The organism is Actinomadura geliboluensis (assembly GCF_005889745.1).
Lineage (GTDB): Bacteria > Actinomycetota > Actinomycetes > Streptosporangiales > Streptosporangiaceae > Spirillospora > Spirillospora geliboluensis.
In genome coordinates, this window is the sequence record NZ_VCKZ01000047.1 from 17,849 (window position 1) to 31,105 (window position 13,257).

At 77.4% G+C, this 13,257-nt stretch carries 12 protein-coding genes; 3 read left to right on the plus strand and 9 right to left on the minus strand.

The annotated features are described in order from the left end of the window. Nucleotide 1: 1 nt before the first annotated feature. Nucleotides 2–559, minus strand: coding sequence for a DinB family protein (locus tag ETD96_RS09645; RefSeq protein ID WP_138635965.1), 558 nt, complete (start codon nucleotides 557–559; stop codon nucleotides 2–4). Nucleotides 560–620: 61 nt separating this feature from the next. On the opposite strand from ETD96_RS09645, the gene ETD96_RS09650 reads away from it, so the two are divergent. Next, nucleotides 621–1,577 carry a helix-turn-helix transcriptional regulator gene (locus ETD96_RS09650; protein WP_138635966.1) on the plus strand — a complete coding sequence of 319 codons (957 nt, stop codon included), beginning with the start codon at nucleotides 621–623 and terminating at the stop codon, nucleotides 1,575–1,577. Between the two features lie 8 nt (nucleotides 1,578–1,585). Here the strand turns inward: ETD96_RS09650 and ETD96_RS47520 are convergent, their stop codons facing one another. From ETD96_RS47520 to ETD96_RS09685, 8 genes are all read right to left on the minus strand, one after another. Continuing rightward, entirely contained in the window at nucleotides 1,586–6,175 is a 4,590-nt protein-coding gene (locus ETD96_RS47520) for a cation-translocating P-type ATPase (RefSeq protein WP_138635967.1), read from the minus strand. 110 nt (nucleotides 6,176–6,285) lie between these two features. Next, nucleotides 6,286–6,756, minus strand: a complete 471-nt coding sequence (locus ETD96_RS09660; RefSeq protein WP_138635968.1) for a cysteine dioxygenase — start codon at nucleotides 6,754–6,756, stop codon at nucleotides 6,286–6,288. 23 nt (nucleotides 6,757–6,779) lie between these two features. After that, on the minus strand, nucleotides 6,780–6,923 hold the full coding sequence (locus tag ETD96_RS48055; RefSeq protein ID WP_356948784.1) for a putative leader peptide: 144 nt from the start codon (nucleotides 6,921–6,923) through the stop codon (nucleotides 6,780–6,782). A gap of 41 nt (nucleotides 6,924–6,964) precedes the next feature. After that, entirely contained in the window at nucleotides 6,965–7,615 is a 651-nt protein-coding gene (locus ETD96_RS09665; protein ID WP_138635969.1) for a biliverdin-producing heme oxygenase, read from the minus strand. A gap of 13 nt (nucleotides 7,616–7,628) precedes the next feature. Next, nucleotides 7,629–8,477: a heme ABC transporter ATP-binding protein gene (locus ETD96_RS09670; protein WP_138635970.1), complete on the minus strand. Its 849-nt coding sequence runs from the start codon at nucleotides 8,475–8,477 to the stop codon at nucleotides 7,629–7,631. Beyond that, complete coding sequence (locus ETD96_RS09675; protein ID WP_138635971.1) at nucleotides 8,474–9,568, minus strand: FecCD family ABC transporter permease; 1,095 nt, start codon at nucleotides 9,566–9,568, stop codon at nucleotides 8,474–8,476. The genes ETD96_RS09670 and ETD96_RS09675 overlap by 4 nt, the downstream gene beginning before the upstream one ends. Continuing rightward, the gene (locus tag ETD96_RS09680; protein WP_138635972.1) at nucleotides 9,565–10,617 is read right to left on the minus strand and encodes a heme/hemin ABC transporter substrate-binding protein; all 1,053 of its coding nucleotides are present in this window, start codon (nucleotides 10,615–10,617) and stop codon (nucleotides 9,565–9,567) included. Before ETD96_RS09680 ends, ETD96_RS09675 begins: the two co-directional genes overlap by 4 nt. After that, nucleotides 10,614–11,234 carry a hypothetical protein gene (locus ETD96_RS09685; protein ID WP_171068948.1) on the minus strand — a complete coding sequence of 207 codons (621 nt, stop codon included), beginning with the start codon at nucleotides 11,232–11,234 and terminating at the stop codon, nucleotides 10,614–10,616. The genes ETD96_RS09680 and ETD96_RS09685 overlap by 4 nt, the downstream gene beginning before the upstream one ends. A 129-nt stretch (nucleotides 11,235–11,363) precedes the next feature. Between ETD96_RS09685 and ETD96_RS09690 the strand changes: the two genes are divergently transcribed. Both ETD96_RS09690 and ETD96_RS09695 read left to right on the plus strand, forming a co-directional pair. After that, complete coding sequence (locus ETD96_RS09690; RefSeq protein WP_138635973.1) at nucleotides 11,364–12,137, plus strand: hypothetical protein; 774 nt, start codon at nucleotides 11,364–11,366, stop codon at nucleotides 12,135–12,137. Nucleotides 12,138–12,250: 113 nt separating this feature from the next. Then, nucleotides 12,251–13,255, plus strand: coding sequence for a WxL domain-containing protein (locus tag ETD96_RS09695; RefSeq protein WP_138635974.1), 1,005 nt, complete (start codon nucleotides 12,251–12,253; stop codon nucleotides 13,253–13,255). Nucleotides 13,256–13,257 lie beyond the last annotated feature (2 nt).

Genomic DNA, 13,257 nt, shown 5'->3' on the forward strand with positions numbered 1-13,257 from the left:
GTCAGCGCGCCTCCTGGTTCTGGTTCTGGTTCTGGTGCTGGTGCAGGTACAGGTCGCGGAGCAGGCACACCTCGCCCAGGTGGTGGATCACCTCGCGGTTGATGTGCAGGACGAGGGTCGCCATCGGGTACTCGGTGTACGGGGCCTCCGCCTCCCCGCAGGGGCGGGCGAGGCCGGTCTCGCCGAGCGACTCGACCCCGTCCAGCCAGGCGGCGTACTCGGCGTCGAGCTGGGCCAGCGCCTCGGCGGCGGTCGCGGCGTACGGGAACGACCCGTAGTCGGTGGGCGTCCGGCCGAAGTGGCCGGCGTTGCGCACCGCGAGGACGCCGACGATCACGTGCGCGAGCCGCCAGGCGATCGTGGTGAACGGCGGCGGGTCGGGCTGCGGGAACGCGAAGTCGATCGGCGGGTCGCCACCGGGGCGGACGGTCCAGCAGCCGGGCACCGGCTCCCAGAAGTACTCGTCGTCGGTGAGCCCCTCCAGGCGGGCGCGCAACTGGTGGTCCCAGTGCCAGGTGAGCTGTTCCCGGAGCAGGGAGTTCATGGTCGGGTCGGTCATGGCTCCAGCCTGGCGGCAATAGCGGACAGGTTCGTTCCGCGATCTGTGGGACGATGCGCGGATGGCGGTGGAGGCGACGGCCGAGCGCGTGCTGCGGCTGCTGGGGCTGCTGCAGCGGCGGCCGTCCTGGACCGCCGCCGAGCTGGCGGACGAGCTCGGGGTGACCGACCGCTCGGTGCGCCGGGACGTGGAGCGGCTGCGCGCCCTCGGCTACCCGGTGCGCGCGGCGGCGGGCGTCGGCGGCGGCTACCGGCTCGGCGCGGGCACCCGGCTGCCGCCGCTGCTGCTGGACGACGAGGAGGCGATCGCCACCGCGGTGTCGCTGCGGCTGGCGTCCGGCGGCACGGTCGCCGGGTCGGGCGAGGCGGCGCTGCGCGCGCTCACCAAGCTCGACCAGGTGATGCCGCCCCGGCTGCGCGCGGAGGTGCGGGCGGTGCACGGCGCCACCGACACCCTGGCCGCGCCGGGCGTCGAGGTGGATCCGGAGCTGCTGGTGACGCTCGCGCGGGCGTGCCGCGACGCCGTGCGGGTGCGGTTCCGCTATGCGGGGCGCGGCGACGCCGACCGGGAGCGGACGGTGGAGCCGGTGCGGATGGTCGCCACCGGCCGCCGCTGGTACCTGATGGCCTGGGACGTCGACCGCGGCGACTGGCGCACCTTCCGGCTGGACCGGATGCGCGAGGCGGCCGCGACGACCTGGCACTTCCGGGCGCGGGAGCATCCGGACCCGGCCGCCTTCGTGCAGCGGGCGGTGGCCGAGGCGCCGTACCGGCATCTGGCCCGGGTGCGGCTGCACGCCCCGCCCGGACGGGTGCGGGAGCTGGTCCCGCCGCAGGTGGGGCGGGTCGAGGACGACCGCGACGGCTGGTGCGTCCTCGTCGTCGGCGGCGACGACCTGGAGTGGCTCGCCGTGCGCGTGGTCGGGCTGGGCTTCGAGGCGGAGGTGCTGGAGCCGCCGGAGCTGCGCGACGCCGCCGCCCGGCTCGCCCGCCGCCTCGGCGCGATGGCCGCCGGCTGAGCGGCCCGTCATCCGGGCGCGGCCCCTCCTTCGGGCGCGGCCCGCTCTTCCGGCGCGGCCTGCCATGCGTCCGCGGACGGCAGCAGCCGGGGCGCCACGGCGGCGCCGAGGGTCGCGACGGCCGCCGACAGCGTCACGACCGTCCAGGCGCCGGGCCCGAGCGGGGTGCAGCCGAAGAACTGGCTGATGCCCGGCGTCTCGACGATGCCGAACAGCGCGGCGGCGGAGACGGCGCAGGTGGCCAGCAGCAGCGGGCTGTGCCAGCGGGCGATGAGGGTCTGGCCGAGCTGGGCGCCGACGAGCGCGGCGAGGCCCATCGTGGAGGCCCGGCGGCGGCCGCCGGGGACGAGCCCGGTGAGCCGCCCGGTGTGCCAGGACGCGAGGGCGGCGGCCGCGGTCGCGGTGCCGCGCACGGCCAGCACACGGCCCATGTCCTGCCCGGTGAACCCGCGCACGGGCGCGGTGCCGAGCGGCACCTCGTCGGCGGGCCGCGGGTCGGCCGGGGTGATCGCCACGGCGAGCGACGGCAGCATGTCGGTCAGCATGTTCACCACCAGCAGCTGGCGGGTGCTGAGCGGGGCGTTCCCGCCGAGCGCCGTGCCGAGGACGGTGAAGGCGACCTCGCCCGCGTTGCCGCCGACGAGGATCGCGGCGGCGTCGCGGACGCTGTGCCACAGCGCGCGGCCCTCGCGCAGCGCGTCCAGGATGAGCGCGGTGTCGGGCGCGGTGAGGACGAGGTCGGCGGCGTTGCGGGCGGCGCCGGAGCTGCGCCCGGCCACCGCGATGCCGACGTCGGCGCGGCGGATGGCGGCGGCGTCGTTGGCGCCGTCCCCGGTCATCGCGACGACCCGGCCTACCCGGCGCAGGTCCTTGACGATGCGGACCTTGTGGGCGGGGGTGACGCGGGCGAAGACGGCGGCCCGCTGGACGGCCCGGCGCCGCTCGCCGGCGGGCATGGCGTCGAGCTCGGCGCCGGTGACGACCTCGCCGGCGCCCGGGATGCCGAGCTCGGCGGCGACGGCCGCGGCGGTCGCCGGATGGTCGCCGGTGATCATGGTGACCCGGATGCCCGCCTCGTGCAGCCGGTGCACGGCCTCCTCGGCGGTGGGGCGCGGCGGGTCGGCGATGCCGATGAAGCCGAGCAGCGTCAGGTCGGCGACGTGCTCGGCGATCTCGCCGCGCGCCTCGGCGGGGCCCGCGACCGGCCGCTCGGCGATGGCGAGGACGCGCAGCCCCTCCCCCGCCAGCCGCCGCACCGTCGCGGCGGCGGCGCGGCGCCGGGACGCGGTGAGCCGGCCGCCCTCCCCGTCGAGCCGGCTGCACTTGGCCAGCAGCACCTCGGGCGCGCCCTTGACGGCGATGACCCACCGGTCGCCGTCGCGGCCGAGCGAGGCGGAGAACCCGCGGGTGGTCTCGAAGGGCAGCTCCTCCTCCAGCCGCCACCGGCGGTCGGGCGGCAGGCTGCGGGCGCGTTCGAGGACGGCCCGGTCGGTGGCGTGCGGGGCGGTCCGGCCGCCGGGCGGCGGGCAGGCGCGCGCGGCGACCCGCAGGACGCGCCGCGCGTCGTCGCCGGTCAGCGGGAGGGCGCGGGCGGGCCCGGCGGCGCGGACCAGCCGGAGCCTGCCCTCGGTGAGCGTGCCGGTCTTGTCGAAGCAGAGGGTGTCCACCCGGCCGAGCGCCTCCAGCGCGCGGGTGGAGCGGACGAGCACGCCGAGCCGGGACAGCCGACGCGCTGCGGCGAGCTGCGAGACGGTCGCGACCAGCGGCAGCCCCTCCGGGACGGCGGCGACGGCGACCGCGACCCCGGACCCGAGCGCGCTGCGCAGCGGCAGCCCGCGCAGCATCCCGAGCACGGTGACGGCCGCGCCGCCGAGCGCGGTCGCGGGCAGGGCCTGGTGGGTGAGCTCCGCCAGCCGCGTCTGCATGCTGGCGGAGGCGTCGGCGGCGCCGGCGAGCGCGGCGGCCCGCCCGGTCTCGGTGGCGTCGGAGGTGGCGACCACCACGGCGGCGGCCTCGCCCGCGACGACGATCGTGCCCTCGTAGACCATGCAGTGCCGGTCGGCGGGCTCGGCGCCGGGGCACGGCTCGGTGCCCTTGTCGACGGGGACGGACTCGCCGGTGAGCGTGGCCTCGTCCACCTCCAGCGACTCGGCCCACAGCAGCCGGGCGTCCGCCGGGACGACGTCCTCGGAGCGCAGCAGGATCACGTCGCCGGTGCGCAGGCTCGCGGCGGTGACGCGGTCGCCGCCGGCGGTCCCGAGCCGGGCGAAGCCGTCCGGGCCCCGCACGGTCTCCAGCGCGGCGGCGGGCACCCGGCGGGCGTGGATCTGCTGGCCCAGCATCAGCTCGCCGAGGGCGCGCTCGGCCCGCATCCGCTGCGCGCCGCCGATGAGGGCGTTGCCGGTCATGACGCCCGCGACCAGGGCCGCGTCCACGCTGGACCCGACGACGGCGGAGGCCGCCGCGCCGAGCGCGAGGATCGGGGTGAGCGGGTCGTCGAGTTCCTGCCGGACGGCCGCGGCGAGGCGCAGCCCCGCGCGCAGGGGCCCGGCCGCGCGGCGCAGGCCCGGCACCGCGGCGAGCCGGGGCTCACCGGCCTCGCCCTCGTCGGCGGCGGCGGGGGTGAGCCGCCGGTACGCCTCCGCCGCGCTGAGGGCGTGCCAGGCGTCCCGGACGACGGGCGGCGGCAGGGGGCGGTGGTTGAGGCGCCGGGCGCCGACCGCGTTCGCGAACATCGCCGACAGCGCGGCGGCGTGCACGGGCGGGACGTCCTGCCAGGTGCCGGTGATCCGGCCCAGCGGCCCCCGGCGGGCGGGGCGCCGGGGCCGTCCCGCGATCAGCAGCGCGCCCAGCGCGGACGCGCTCAGCGCGAGCTGCGCCGAGCGCTCGCTCGCGCGCCGCGCCGCCGGGACGGCCGCCAGCAGCCGCCACGCCTCCGCAAGGCCGGGGCCGCAGACCAGGTCGGCGCGCCAGTCGGCCAGCCCGCGGCCCCGCAGGACGCTGACGCCCACGTCGGCCGCGTCGAGGGCCTCGCCGCGGCCGGTGGAGAAGGCCAGGACCACGTGGCCGTCGCGCTGCAGCGCCGCGACCGAGCGCGCCAGGTCCGCGGCGGCCACCGGGGAGTCGTCGCCCCAGGCCAGCAGCTCCCTGGTGCTCGCGTGCTCGGTCAGCAGGACCACGTCGGCGGCCCGGTGCGCCGCCGCCAGCAGCCCCTCGGCCAGCCGGTCCATCGAGGTGCCGACCCGGACCCGGCCGCACCGCTCGCCCCGGTCGTCGAGCAGGTCGAGGGTGATGCCGTCCGGGTCGCCGGGGCCGCCGGACGGCGCGTCCGGCGCCCGTGCGAGCCGCCGCCCCGCGCCCGCCCACGGGCCGGGCCCCTCCAGCGCGGCGCGGCCGTGCTCGGCGAGCACCTCGCCGGCCGCCCGCCACACGTCCGCGTCGTCCAGCCCGGCGCTCGTGGAGACCGCGGAGAGCAGCCGCAGCTCGCCGTCGCACAGCACCGCCGAGTCGAGGACGACCGCGGTGACCCGGTCGAGCCGGCGCAGCGCGCCCGGATCGAGGACGACCACGCCGCGCCGCGCGAGGTCGCGGCCGAGCACCGCCGCGAACGCCTCCCGGCCGAGCCGCGCCGCCTTGGGCACGGTCGCCAGCAGCACCTCGGCGGCGGCGGACGCGTCGCGGGTGGTCGCCAGGATGCCGCCGGAGCCGAGCAGCTGGGCCAGCGCGGTGCGCCGCGCCGCCCGCTCCACCGGCCCGTCCGGGAGGGGGCGGGGCCGCTCGGCGGGGACTCCGCACTCGTGCGGCTGCCGGCCGGGCACCGCCAGCTGCGGCTCGCGGCGCCGCCACGTCTCGCGGTGGGCGCGGAACTCGTAGAGCTGGAAGACGCGGTGCACGGCGTCGGTGACCGGCGGCGCGATCCCCTGCCCGGCTCCGTGGACGGCGGCGGTCGCGACGCCCAGCAGGGCGTCGGCGCGCAGCACGCCGAGCCGGCGCTCCAGCACTGACCGCAGGGGCGGGACGGTCTCGGCGAGCGACACCGCCGCGCGCACCGGGGTGGGGACCGGCGGGAGGACGAGCAGCCTGCCGATCATGGCGGCGGCGACCCCGGCGCAGTCGGCCGCGAGCGCGCTCACCGCCGCCGCCCGCGCCATGTCGTCGTCGGGACGGCGGAAGTGGACCGCCTCGTCGAAATGGGCGGCGTCGTGCGCGTCCTCGACGGACTCGACGGTCTCGACCAGGGTGTCGACGTCGACCGCGTCCTCCGCGTAGGTGATGAGGACGTTCCCCGCGACCGCGTTGACCTCCGCCCAGTCGACGCCGGGCAGGCCGCGCAGCGCGTCGGTCAGCGCCCGCGCGTACCGCCGGTGCCGGAGGCCGTCGCCGGCCAGGCCGTTCGCCTGGATGTGCGCCCGGCCGCCGTGCGCCCACACGCGGCGCCGGGGACCGCCGGCCGCGAGGGTGGCGACCGAGCCCAGGGCTCCGGTGCCGGCGCGCACGGTGGTCCGCACTCCCGCGGCGGCACCGCGGACGGCCGTCCTCGACACCGCGTTCGGTACGGAAAGCACCGTCCTGGCCAGGGACATCCCTGGAATCCCCACCGACCGTTTCCTCCCCCTGCGAAACCGCGACCGGCCAGGCACGGCGAGTACCCCGCCGGGGGCGCCGCAAACGGCCGCCTCCCCGGGGCCACCCCCCGGAGAGGCGGCCCTCACCAGCGGCCGGCCTCCTCGGTGTCGCGCAGCACCGGTCGGCCGCCGACGAGGTCGTAGCGGTTCATGGCGGCCAGCGGCGGGGAATAGGCGTGCACGCTGACCGCCGGGGCGGCGGAGGTGTTGCGCACCTCGTGGACGTACTCGGGCCCGAACGCGCGGACCTCGCCCGGCGCCACCGTGCGCACCACGCCCGGGTCGCGCTCCTCCAGGGCGCCGAGCGCGACCGCGAACGCGCCGCGCGAGCCGCCGTGGTCGTGCAGGCCGGTGCTCTGGCCGGGGAGCCAGCTGATCAGCCAGATCTCGCGGTCGCCGTCGCGGTGGAGGCGCTCGTACCAGCGCCCCCGCGGGTCGAACCGCACCCGCGCCAGCCATTCGGCGCTGTTCTCCGCCAGCGCCGCCGCCGTGGCGGCCAGTGCGCCCTCCGTCACCAATGCGCCCGCCGCCGGGGCGCTCGTGCTCGTCGTCATCGTGCCGGGTTCCTCTCGCTGGTTCACGGGTGTCGCTGCGCTGCGCCGCCGAGGGACGCGGCGGCGCGACACAGCGCGCTCGCCAGGCGCCCCAGATCGACGTGCGGCCGCGTCCACAGGGAGGTCCGTGGCCACGGAGAGGTCCGTGCGTGCATGCCGACCAGCATGGCCGCAATTCCCTACCAAGTCAATTGGAATTAGCGGGAATCTACGAGGCGGCTGGCAGCTCCCCGTCCAGGGCGGCGGCCAGGGCGGCGTTGAGCCGGTAGGCGACGCGGACCTCGCCGATGACGCGGTCCTGCTCCGCCTCGTCCCACGGGACCGTGTCGAGCAGGCTCCGGTAGCGGTCCTTGAGCGACTTCGGCCGGTCGTCGAAGCGGTAGAAGCGGACGCCGTCCACACCCGCGAGACCGTAGGTCCGCGCGACCCGCGCGCCGATGACCTGGCCGCCGGACAGGTCCCCGAGGTAGCGGGTGTAGTGGTGGGCGACGAACCCGGCGGGCCAGTCGAAGCACACCTCGCGCAGCCGGTCGCAGTAGCGGCGGGTCGCGTCGTTGGGGCGGACGCGCGCCGCCCAGTCCGGCCCGTAGTAGAACTCCAAGTCGGCCTGCAGCGCGGCGCGGCGCCGCAGCACCGGGAAGTCGAACCGGCTCGCGACCTCGTCGGCGCTCATGCGGTCGGCGGCCTCCTCCAGGACGTCGTAGACGAAGTGCAGCTGCCCGATGAGGGCGGCGTACTGGTCGCGGGTGAGCCGTCCGTCCAGCAGGGCGGTCATGTACGCGGTCTGCTCGGTGTCGCCGTGGTCGGGACGGGTGGCCGTGCGGAGGCGGGCCGAGAAGCGCTCAAGGGTCTGTGTCATGTCGTTTCCTCGGTCATGTCGTTTCCTTGCGGTCGGGTGCCGGCGGGCGGTGCGGCAGCACCAGCGGGCGGGCCGTGCGGGGATGGGGCATGACCTCGATGTCGTGCCGGTAGACCTCGCTGAGCAGCGCGGTCGTCAGTACGTGCGGGGGCGGCCCGCAGGCCGCGATCCGGCCGTGCGCCAGCACCGCGACGCGGTCGGCGTAGGCGGCGGCCAGGTCCAGGTCGTGGACGACGGCGATGACGGCGCGCCCTCGCGCCGCCTCGCCGCGGAGCAGCGCGAACACCTGCTCCTGGTGCCGGATGTCGAGGGCGGCGGTCGGCTCGTCGAGCAGCAGCGTCCCGGCGCGCTGGGCCAGCACGCGGGCGAGCGCCGCCCGCGCCTGCTCGCCGCCCGACAGGGCCGGGAACGGGCGGTCGGCGAACGCGGCCACGTCCGCGTCGTCCATGGCCCGCGCCACGGCGGCGTCGTCCTCGTCCTCCAGCTCGGTGCCCGCCCACGGGCTGCGGCCCATGCGGACGACCTCGGCGACGGTGAACGCGAACGCGAGCGTGTGGCGCTGCGGCAGCGTCGCCCGCCGCATGGCCTGCTCGCGCGGCGTCCACGCGTCGAGCGGACGGCCGTGGAGGGCGACCCGCCCGGCCGACGGGCGCAGGTCGCCGGCGAGCGCCGACAGCAGCGTCGACTTCCCGGCGCCGTTCGGCCCCACGAGGAGGAGGGTCTCGCCGTGCCGGACCTCCAGGTCGACGCCGTCCAGGACGGTCCGGGCGCCCCGCTTGACGGTGACGCCGTGCGCGGCGAGCGCGACCGAGCCCGGCTCGGACGGCCCCGGGAGCCGCACGCGTCGGCGCAGGGCGATCATTGCCACCCTCCCGCGCTGGTCCGCGTCCGGCGCAGCAGCCAGAAGAAGAACGGGCCGCCGACCAGTGCCGTCAGCACGCCGAGCGGGAGCTCCTGGTAGGCGATGGACGTCCGGGCCACCACGTCGGCGGCGACGACGAGCACGGCGCCGCCCAGCGCGGACGCCGGGATCAGGACGCGGTGCCCCGGGCCCGCCGCCATCCGCACCAGGTGCGGGACGACCAGGCCGATGAACGCGATGATCCCGCTGAACGCCACGGCCGCCGAGGTGGTGAGGGCGATGACGGCGATCCCGGTGAAGCGCAGCCGCTCGACGTCCACGCCGAGCTGCCGCGCGGACCGCTCGCCGAGCGCGAGGACGTCCAGCCGGCGGGCGCACGCGCAGGCGACCGCGATGCCGGCGGCGGCGCACGGCGCGACGGCCGCCACCGCCGGCCAGGTCGCGGACGCGAGGCTGCCGAGCTGCCAGGACGTGATGGCTCGCAGCGCGTCGTTGCCGGAGGCGAACATCAGCAGGCCGAGCGCGGCGGAGGTGACCGCGTTGACCGCGATGCCGGTGAGCAGCAGCGTGACCACCTCGGTGCGGCCGCCCGACCGCGACACCGCGTACACCAGCAGCGTCGTCGCGAGCCCGCCGGCGAACGCGGCGAGGACGACCGTCCAGCCGCCGAACGCGGTCAGCCCGAACACGATCACGGCGGCGGCGCCGGTCGCGGCGCCCGACGACACGCCGATGACGCCGGGTTCGGCGAGCGGGTTGCCGAAGACGCCCTGCATCATCGCGCCGCCGCAGCCGAGCGCCGCGCCGGTGACGACGGCGAGCGCGACGCGCGGGAAGCGGACGACCCACAGCGCGTTGTCGGCCTGCGGGCCGGACGGCATCGGCCCGATGTCGAGCCCGAGCCGGTGCGCGAGGGAGCCGAGCACCTCGGCGGGCGGGATGTTGACCTGCCCGAGGCTCGCCCCGGCGATGACCGCCGCGACGAGCGCGGCGGCGAGCCCGCCGATGAGCAGCGTCCCGCGCAGCCGCGCCGGGCGCTTCCCGCCGCCGGCCTCCGCCGGGGCGGCGGCCTTCTCCTGGACGGCGGTCATGGCGCGCACGGCCGATGGACGGCGGCGGCCAGCGCCCTGATGGTCGCGCCGGTGCGGGGGCCGAACGTGAGCAGGCTCCCGTCGTCGGCGTCCACCACCCGCCTGTTGCGCCCGGCGGGCGTCTGCGCGATGCCGGGCAGCGCGACCAGCCCGCGCACGCCGCCGACCGACTCCAGCCCCTTGGTCAGGACGAGGATCACGTCGGGCGCCGCGTTGATCATGCCTTCGCTGGTCAGCGGCCGGAAGCCGGACAGCCCGGCGGCGGTCCCGGCGTCGGTGGCGCCGATCGCCTCGATCAGCGCGTCGGAGCCGGCGCCCTTGCCGCCGATGAGGTAGACCCCGGCGGTGCCGCGCAGGTAGAGGAACGCGACGCGCAGCGGCGCGGCCGACGCCGCCGCGGCGCTGCGGCCTGCCTCGATCTCCTCGTCGATGCGGGCGCGCAGGGCCTTGCCCGCCGCCGGGACGCCCAGCGCGGCGGCCACCGCCGTGACGTGCTCGCCGATCGCGGGCAGCGTCTGGTCGTCGCCGACGAGGACGACCGGGACGCCGGCCGCGCGGAGCTGGTCCATCGCCTCGGGCGGCCCGATCCCGGCGTCGGCGATGACGACGGTCGGGTCCAGGCGCAGGATCGCCTCGGCCGACAGGTCGTGGCCGTTCGTGGTCACGAGCGGCAGGTGTGCGGCGCCGCCGAACGTGGTGGAGGCGTCCCGGCCCACCATGCGGTCGCCGAGGCCGAGGCTGTAGACGATCTCGGCGAGCGACCCGTACATGTTGAGCGCCAGGACGCGGTCCGCGCTGCGGACAGTGACGTCCCGGCCGTCCGCCGACCGCACCGTCACGGGCAGTTTCGGCTCGGGCGCGGGCCCGATCGGCTTCACGTCGCGGCCGACCTCGACCGTGGACGGCCCGCAGGCCGCCGCCGGGTCGGCGGCCGTCCCCGATGCGGCGCCGGTCCCGGACGCGGCCGTGCCCGCGGCGCAACCGCTCAGCAGCAGCCCCACCAGGACGACGGCGGACGCGCCGAGCAGGCGCGGTCTGGCGACGTTCACTTCGCGTGCTCCGCGCCGTTCCGGCGGCGGCGCAGCACGAGCACCGCTCCGCCGGCCGCGGCGACGGCCGCCGCTCCGGCACCGCCCGCCCAGACGACCGCCGGCATCCCGCCGCCGTCGAAGGAGACGGGGACACGGACGTCCTGCGTGCGGTCCGCCGTGCGGGTGTGGTCGGCGCGGCTGGCGACCACGCACCGGGTCTCGGCGCAGTCGACGGTGCCGGAGAGCTTCGCCGCCACGTTCAGGGTGACGCTGAACGTGCCGCCGGTCCCGTAGCGCACGGCGAGGTCCCGCCCGTACGGGGGCGGGTTGTCGGAGATCCAGTGGGACGCGCCGGCGGAGCCCGTCGTGTCGGCGCCTCCGCCGCACGGGCTCGGCGCCTTGCCGGGCCCGTTGTCCTTGCAGAAGGCGATGTAGACGCCCTTGCGGGTGTCGAAGCCCTTGCCGCTGACGGTGACCGTCTCGCCGCCGGCCTTCAGGCCGGACGTCTTGGACACCGTGAGGGTCTGGCCCCGGGCACCGGTGGCCGAGCCGGCGTCGGCGTGGGCCGCCGCCGTTCCGGTCCAGGCGGTCAGTCCCAGGGCACCGAGCAGGAGGGGTGTGCGCAGCGGTCTCATTCGTCCGTCCCAAAGCCTTTGCCGTGCTGACCCGGCGTTCTGCCTCTTTACGCCGAGCGGATCATTACCTTAACTTAGCCTTACCTAACTTTCATTAGGCAAGCCTTACCTAACTAGGAGTCGTCAGTCGTGAGCCGGTGTCAGCGCATCCTCGGTCCGGTCGTCGCGGTCGCCGCGGCGGGCTTCGGCCTCGTCGCCGTCGCGCCGCCCGCGCACGCGGCGTCGCTGCGCGTCTCGCCGACGGCGAACCTCGCCCCGGGCGGCCAGTCGGTGACGGTCTCCGGCTCCGGCTTCGACGCCGCCCGCAACAGCGGGTTCGGCGTGTACGTGGTCTTCGGGCCGCGCCGGGCCGGCTTCCACCGCAACGCCAACGCGTTCGCGTCGGCGGTGTGGGTGCACCGGGGCGGCAGCGGCGGCGGGCAGGCCCGGATGTCCGCCGCCGGGACGTTCACGGTCACGCTCACCGCGAAGGCGAAGTACACCGACGGCGACGGGCGCGCCGTGGACTGCGCCGCGACCGGCTGCTACGTGATGGCCTTCGCCGCCCACGGCGTGCCCGACCGCAGCCAGGACGCCTTCGTCCCGGTGTCGTTCCGCGGCTCCCGCTCCTCCGGCGGGACGTCCCCGGGCGGGACGACCTCGGGCGGCGGCTCCGGCCCAGCCGCCGCGCCGAGCGGCCGGACGACCGCGGCCCCGAACGCGACGGCGGGCACGGCCGCTCCCCCCGCCGCCGGGGCGGCGCCGCAGGCGTCTCCGGCCGGATCGGCGACGCCGCTCGCCGTCGAGCCGTACCGCGTGACGGCCGCCGGCGCGCCCGCGCAGTCGCCGTGGCCGTTCTGGCTCGCGGTCGGCGCCGTCGGTGTCGCCGCGCTCGCGGTGCGGCGCCTCGCCCGGCGCCGCTGACCGCTCCACGGAACCCCCTCCACCGAACCCGCCTCCGCCGTGCCGCCCGGCCCGGCGGCCACCCGTCTCCGGCGCGCTCCCGCGCCGGTGTCCCCTCCCCGCTAGGAGAATCCATGAGATCCACCCTCGGCCGGACGTCGCGCCGGACCGCCGTCCTCGGCGCGACCGCCGTGCTCGGGCTCGGCCTCGCGGCGGCGCCCGCGCTCGCCGCCGGGCCGTCCACCACCGTGACGCCGACGACCGGCGCCGATCCCGCGGGCCAGGACATCCGCGTCACCGGCGGCGGGTTCGACCCGGACAAGAACAACGGCTTCGGCGTGTACGTGGCGTTCGGCCCGAAGAAGGGCGCCGACTGGTACCTGAACGCCAACGCGTTCCAGGCCACCAAGTGGGTGCACAAGAACGCGTCCGGCAGCGCGGGGCAGGCCAAGATGAACGCCGACGGCACCTTCGACCTCACCCTGGCCGGCGTCAAGGCCCAGTACACCGACGGCGACGGCAACAAGGTCGACTGCCTCACCACGCAGTGCTACATCCTGACGCTCGCCGCCCACGGGTCGCCCGACCGCAGCCAGGACACCGCGACCCCGGTCACCTTCACCGGCGGAGAGAACCCCGACCCGGACCCGGGCGGCGGGGACCCCGGCACCGGCGAGCCGGGCGGCGGCACGGGCGACCAGCGCATCACCGCCAACGTCACCCGGACCGGCGCCCTCAGCATGTCGATGGCCGGCACCGACGTGGCGCTGACCGACGCGGCGCCCGGCGACAGCGCCACCGGCGCGCTGCACAAGGCCACCGTCACCGACGCGCGCGGCACCGACGCGGGCTGGAACCTCGTCGGCCAGATGAGCGACCTGTCCTCGGCCGAGGGCGGCACCATCCCGGCCGCGAACCTGGCGTGGACGCCGAGCGCCGCGGTCGTCGAGGACGGCTCCGGCGCCGCCGTCGCCCCCGGACCGCAGGTCCGCGGGCTGCACACCGCGCAGACCCTGGCCACGTCCGCGGCCGGGGCCAGCGGCGGCGTCTTCGAGGCCGGCGCCGGGCTCGACCTGCTCGTCCCGGCCGGCGTCACTCCCGGTTCGTACACCGGCACGCTCACGCTGACCCTGTCCTGACC

Excerpts from the sequence above, each read along its gene's own strand:
- ETD96_RS09695 (WP_138635974.1), top strand. The coding sequence starts at position 12,251 with ATGAGATCCACCCTCGGCCGGACGTCGCGCCGGACCGCCGTCCTCGGC.
- ETD96_RS09660 (WP_138635968.1), bottom strand. The coding sequence starts at position 6,756 with ATGACGACGAGCACGAGCGCCCCGGCGGCGGGCGCATTGGTGACGGAG.
- ETD96_RS09645 (WP_138635965.1), bottom strand. The coding sequence starts at position 559 with ATGACCGACCCGACCATGAACTCCCTGCTCCGGGAACAGCTCACCTGG.
- ETD96_RS09675 (WP_138635971.1), bottom strand. The coding sequence starts at position 9,568 with ATGACCGCCGTCCAGGAGAAGGCCGCCGCCCCGGCGGAGGCCGGCGGC.
- ETD96_RS09665 (WP_138635969.1), bottom strand. The coding sequence starts at position 7,615 with ATGACACAGACCCTTGAGCGCTTCTCGGCCCGCCTCCGCACGGCCACC.
- ETD96_RS09685 (WP_171068948.1), bottom strand. The coding sequence starts at position 11,234 with ATGAGACCGCTGCGCACACCCCTCCTGCTCGGTGCCCTGGGACTGACC.
- ETD96_RS09670 (WP_138635970.1), bottom strand. The coding sequence starts at position 8,477 with ATGATCGCCCTGCGCCGACGCGTGCGGCTCCCGGGGCCGTCCGAGCCG.
- ETD96_RS09650 (WP_138635966.1), top strand. The coding sequence starts at position 621 with ATGGCGGTGGAGGCGACGGCCGAGCGCGTGCTGCGGCTGCTGGGGCTG.
- ETD96_RS48055 (WP_356948784.1), bottom strand. The coding sequence starts at position 6,923 with ATGCTGGTCGGCATGCACGCACGGACCTCTCCGTGGCCACGGACCTCC.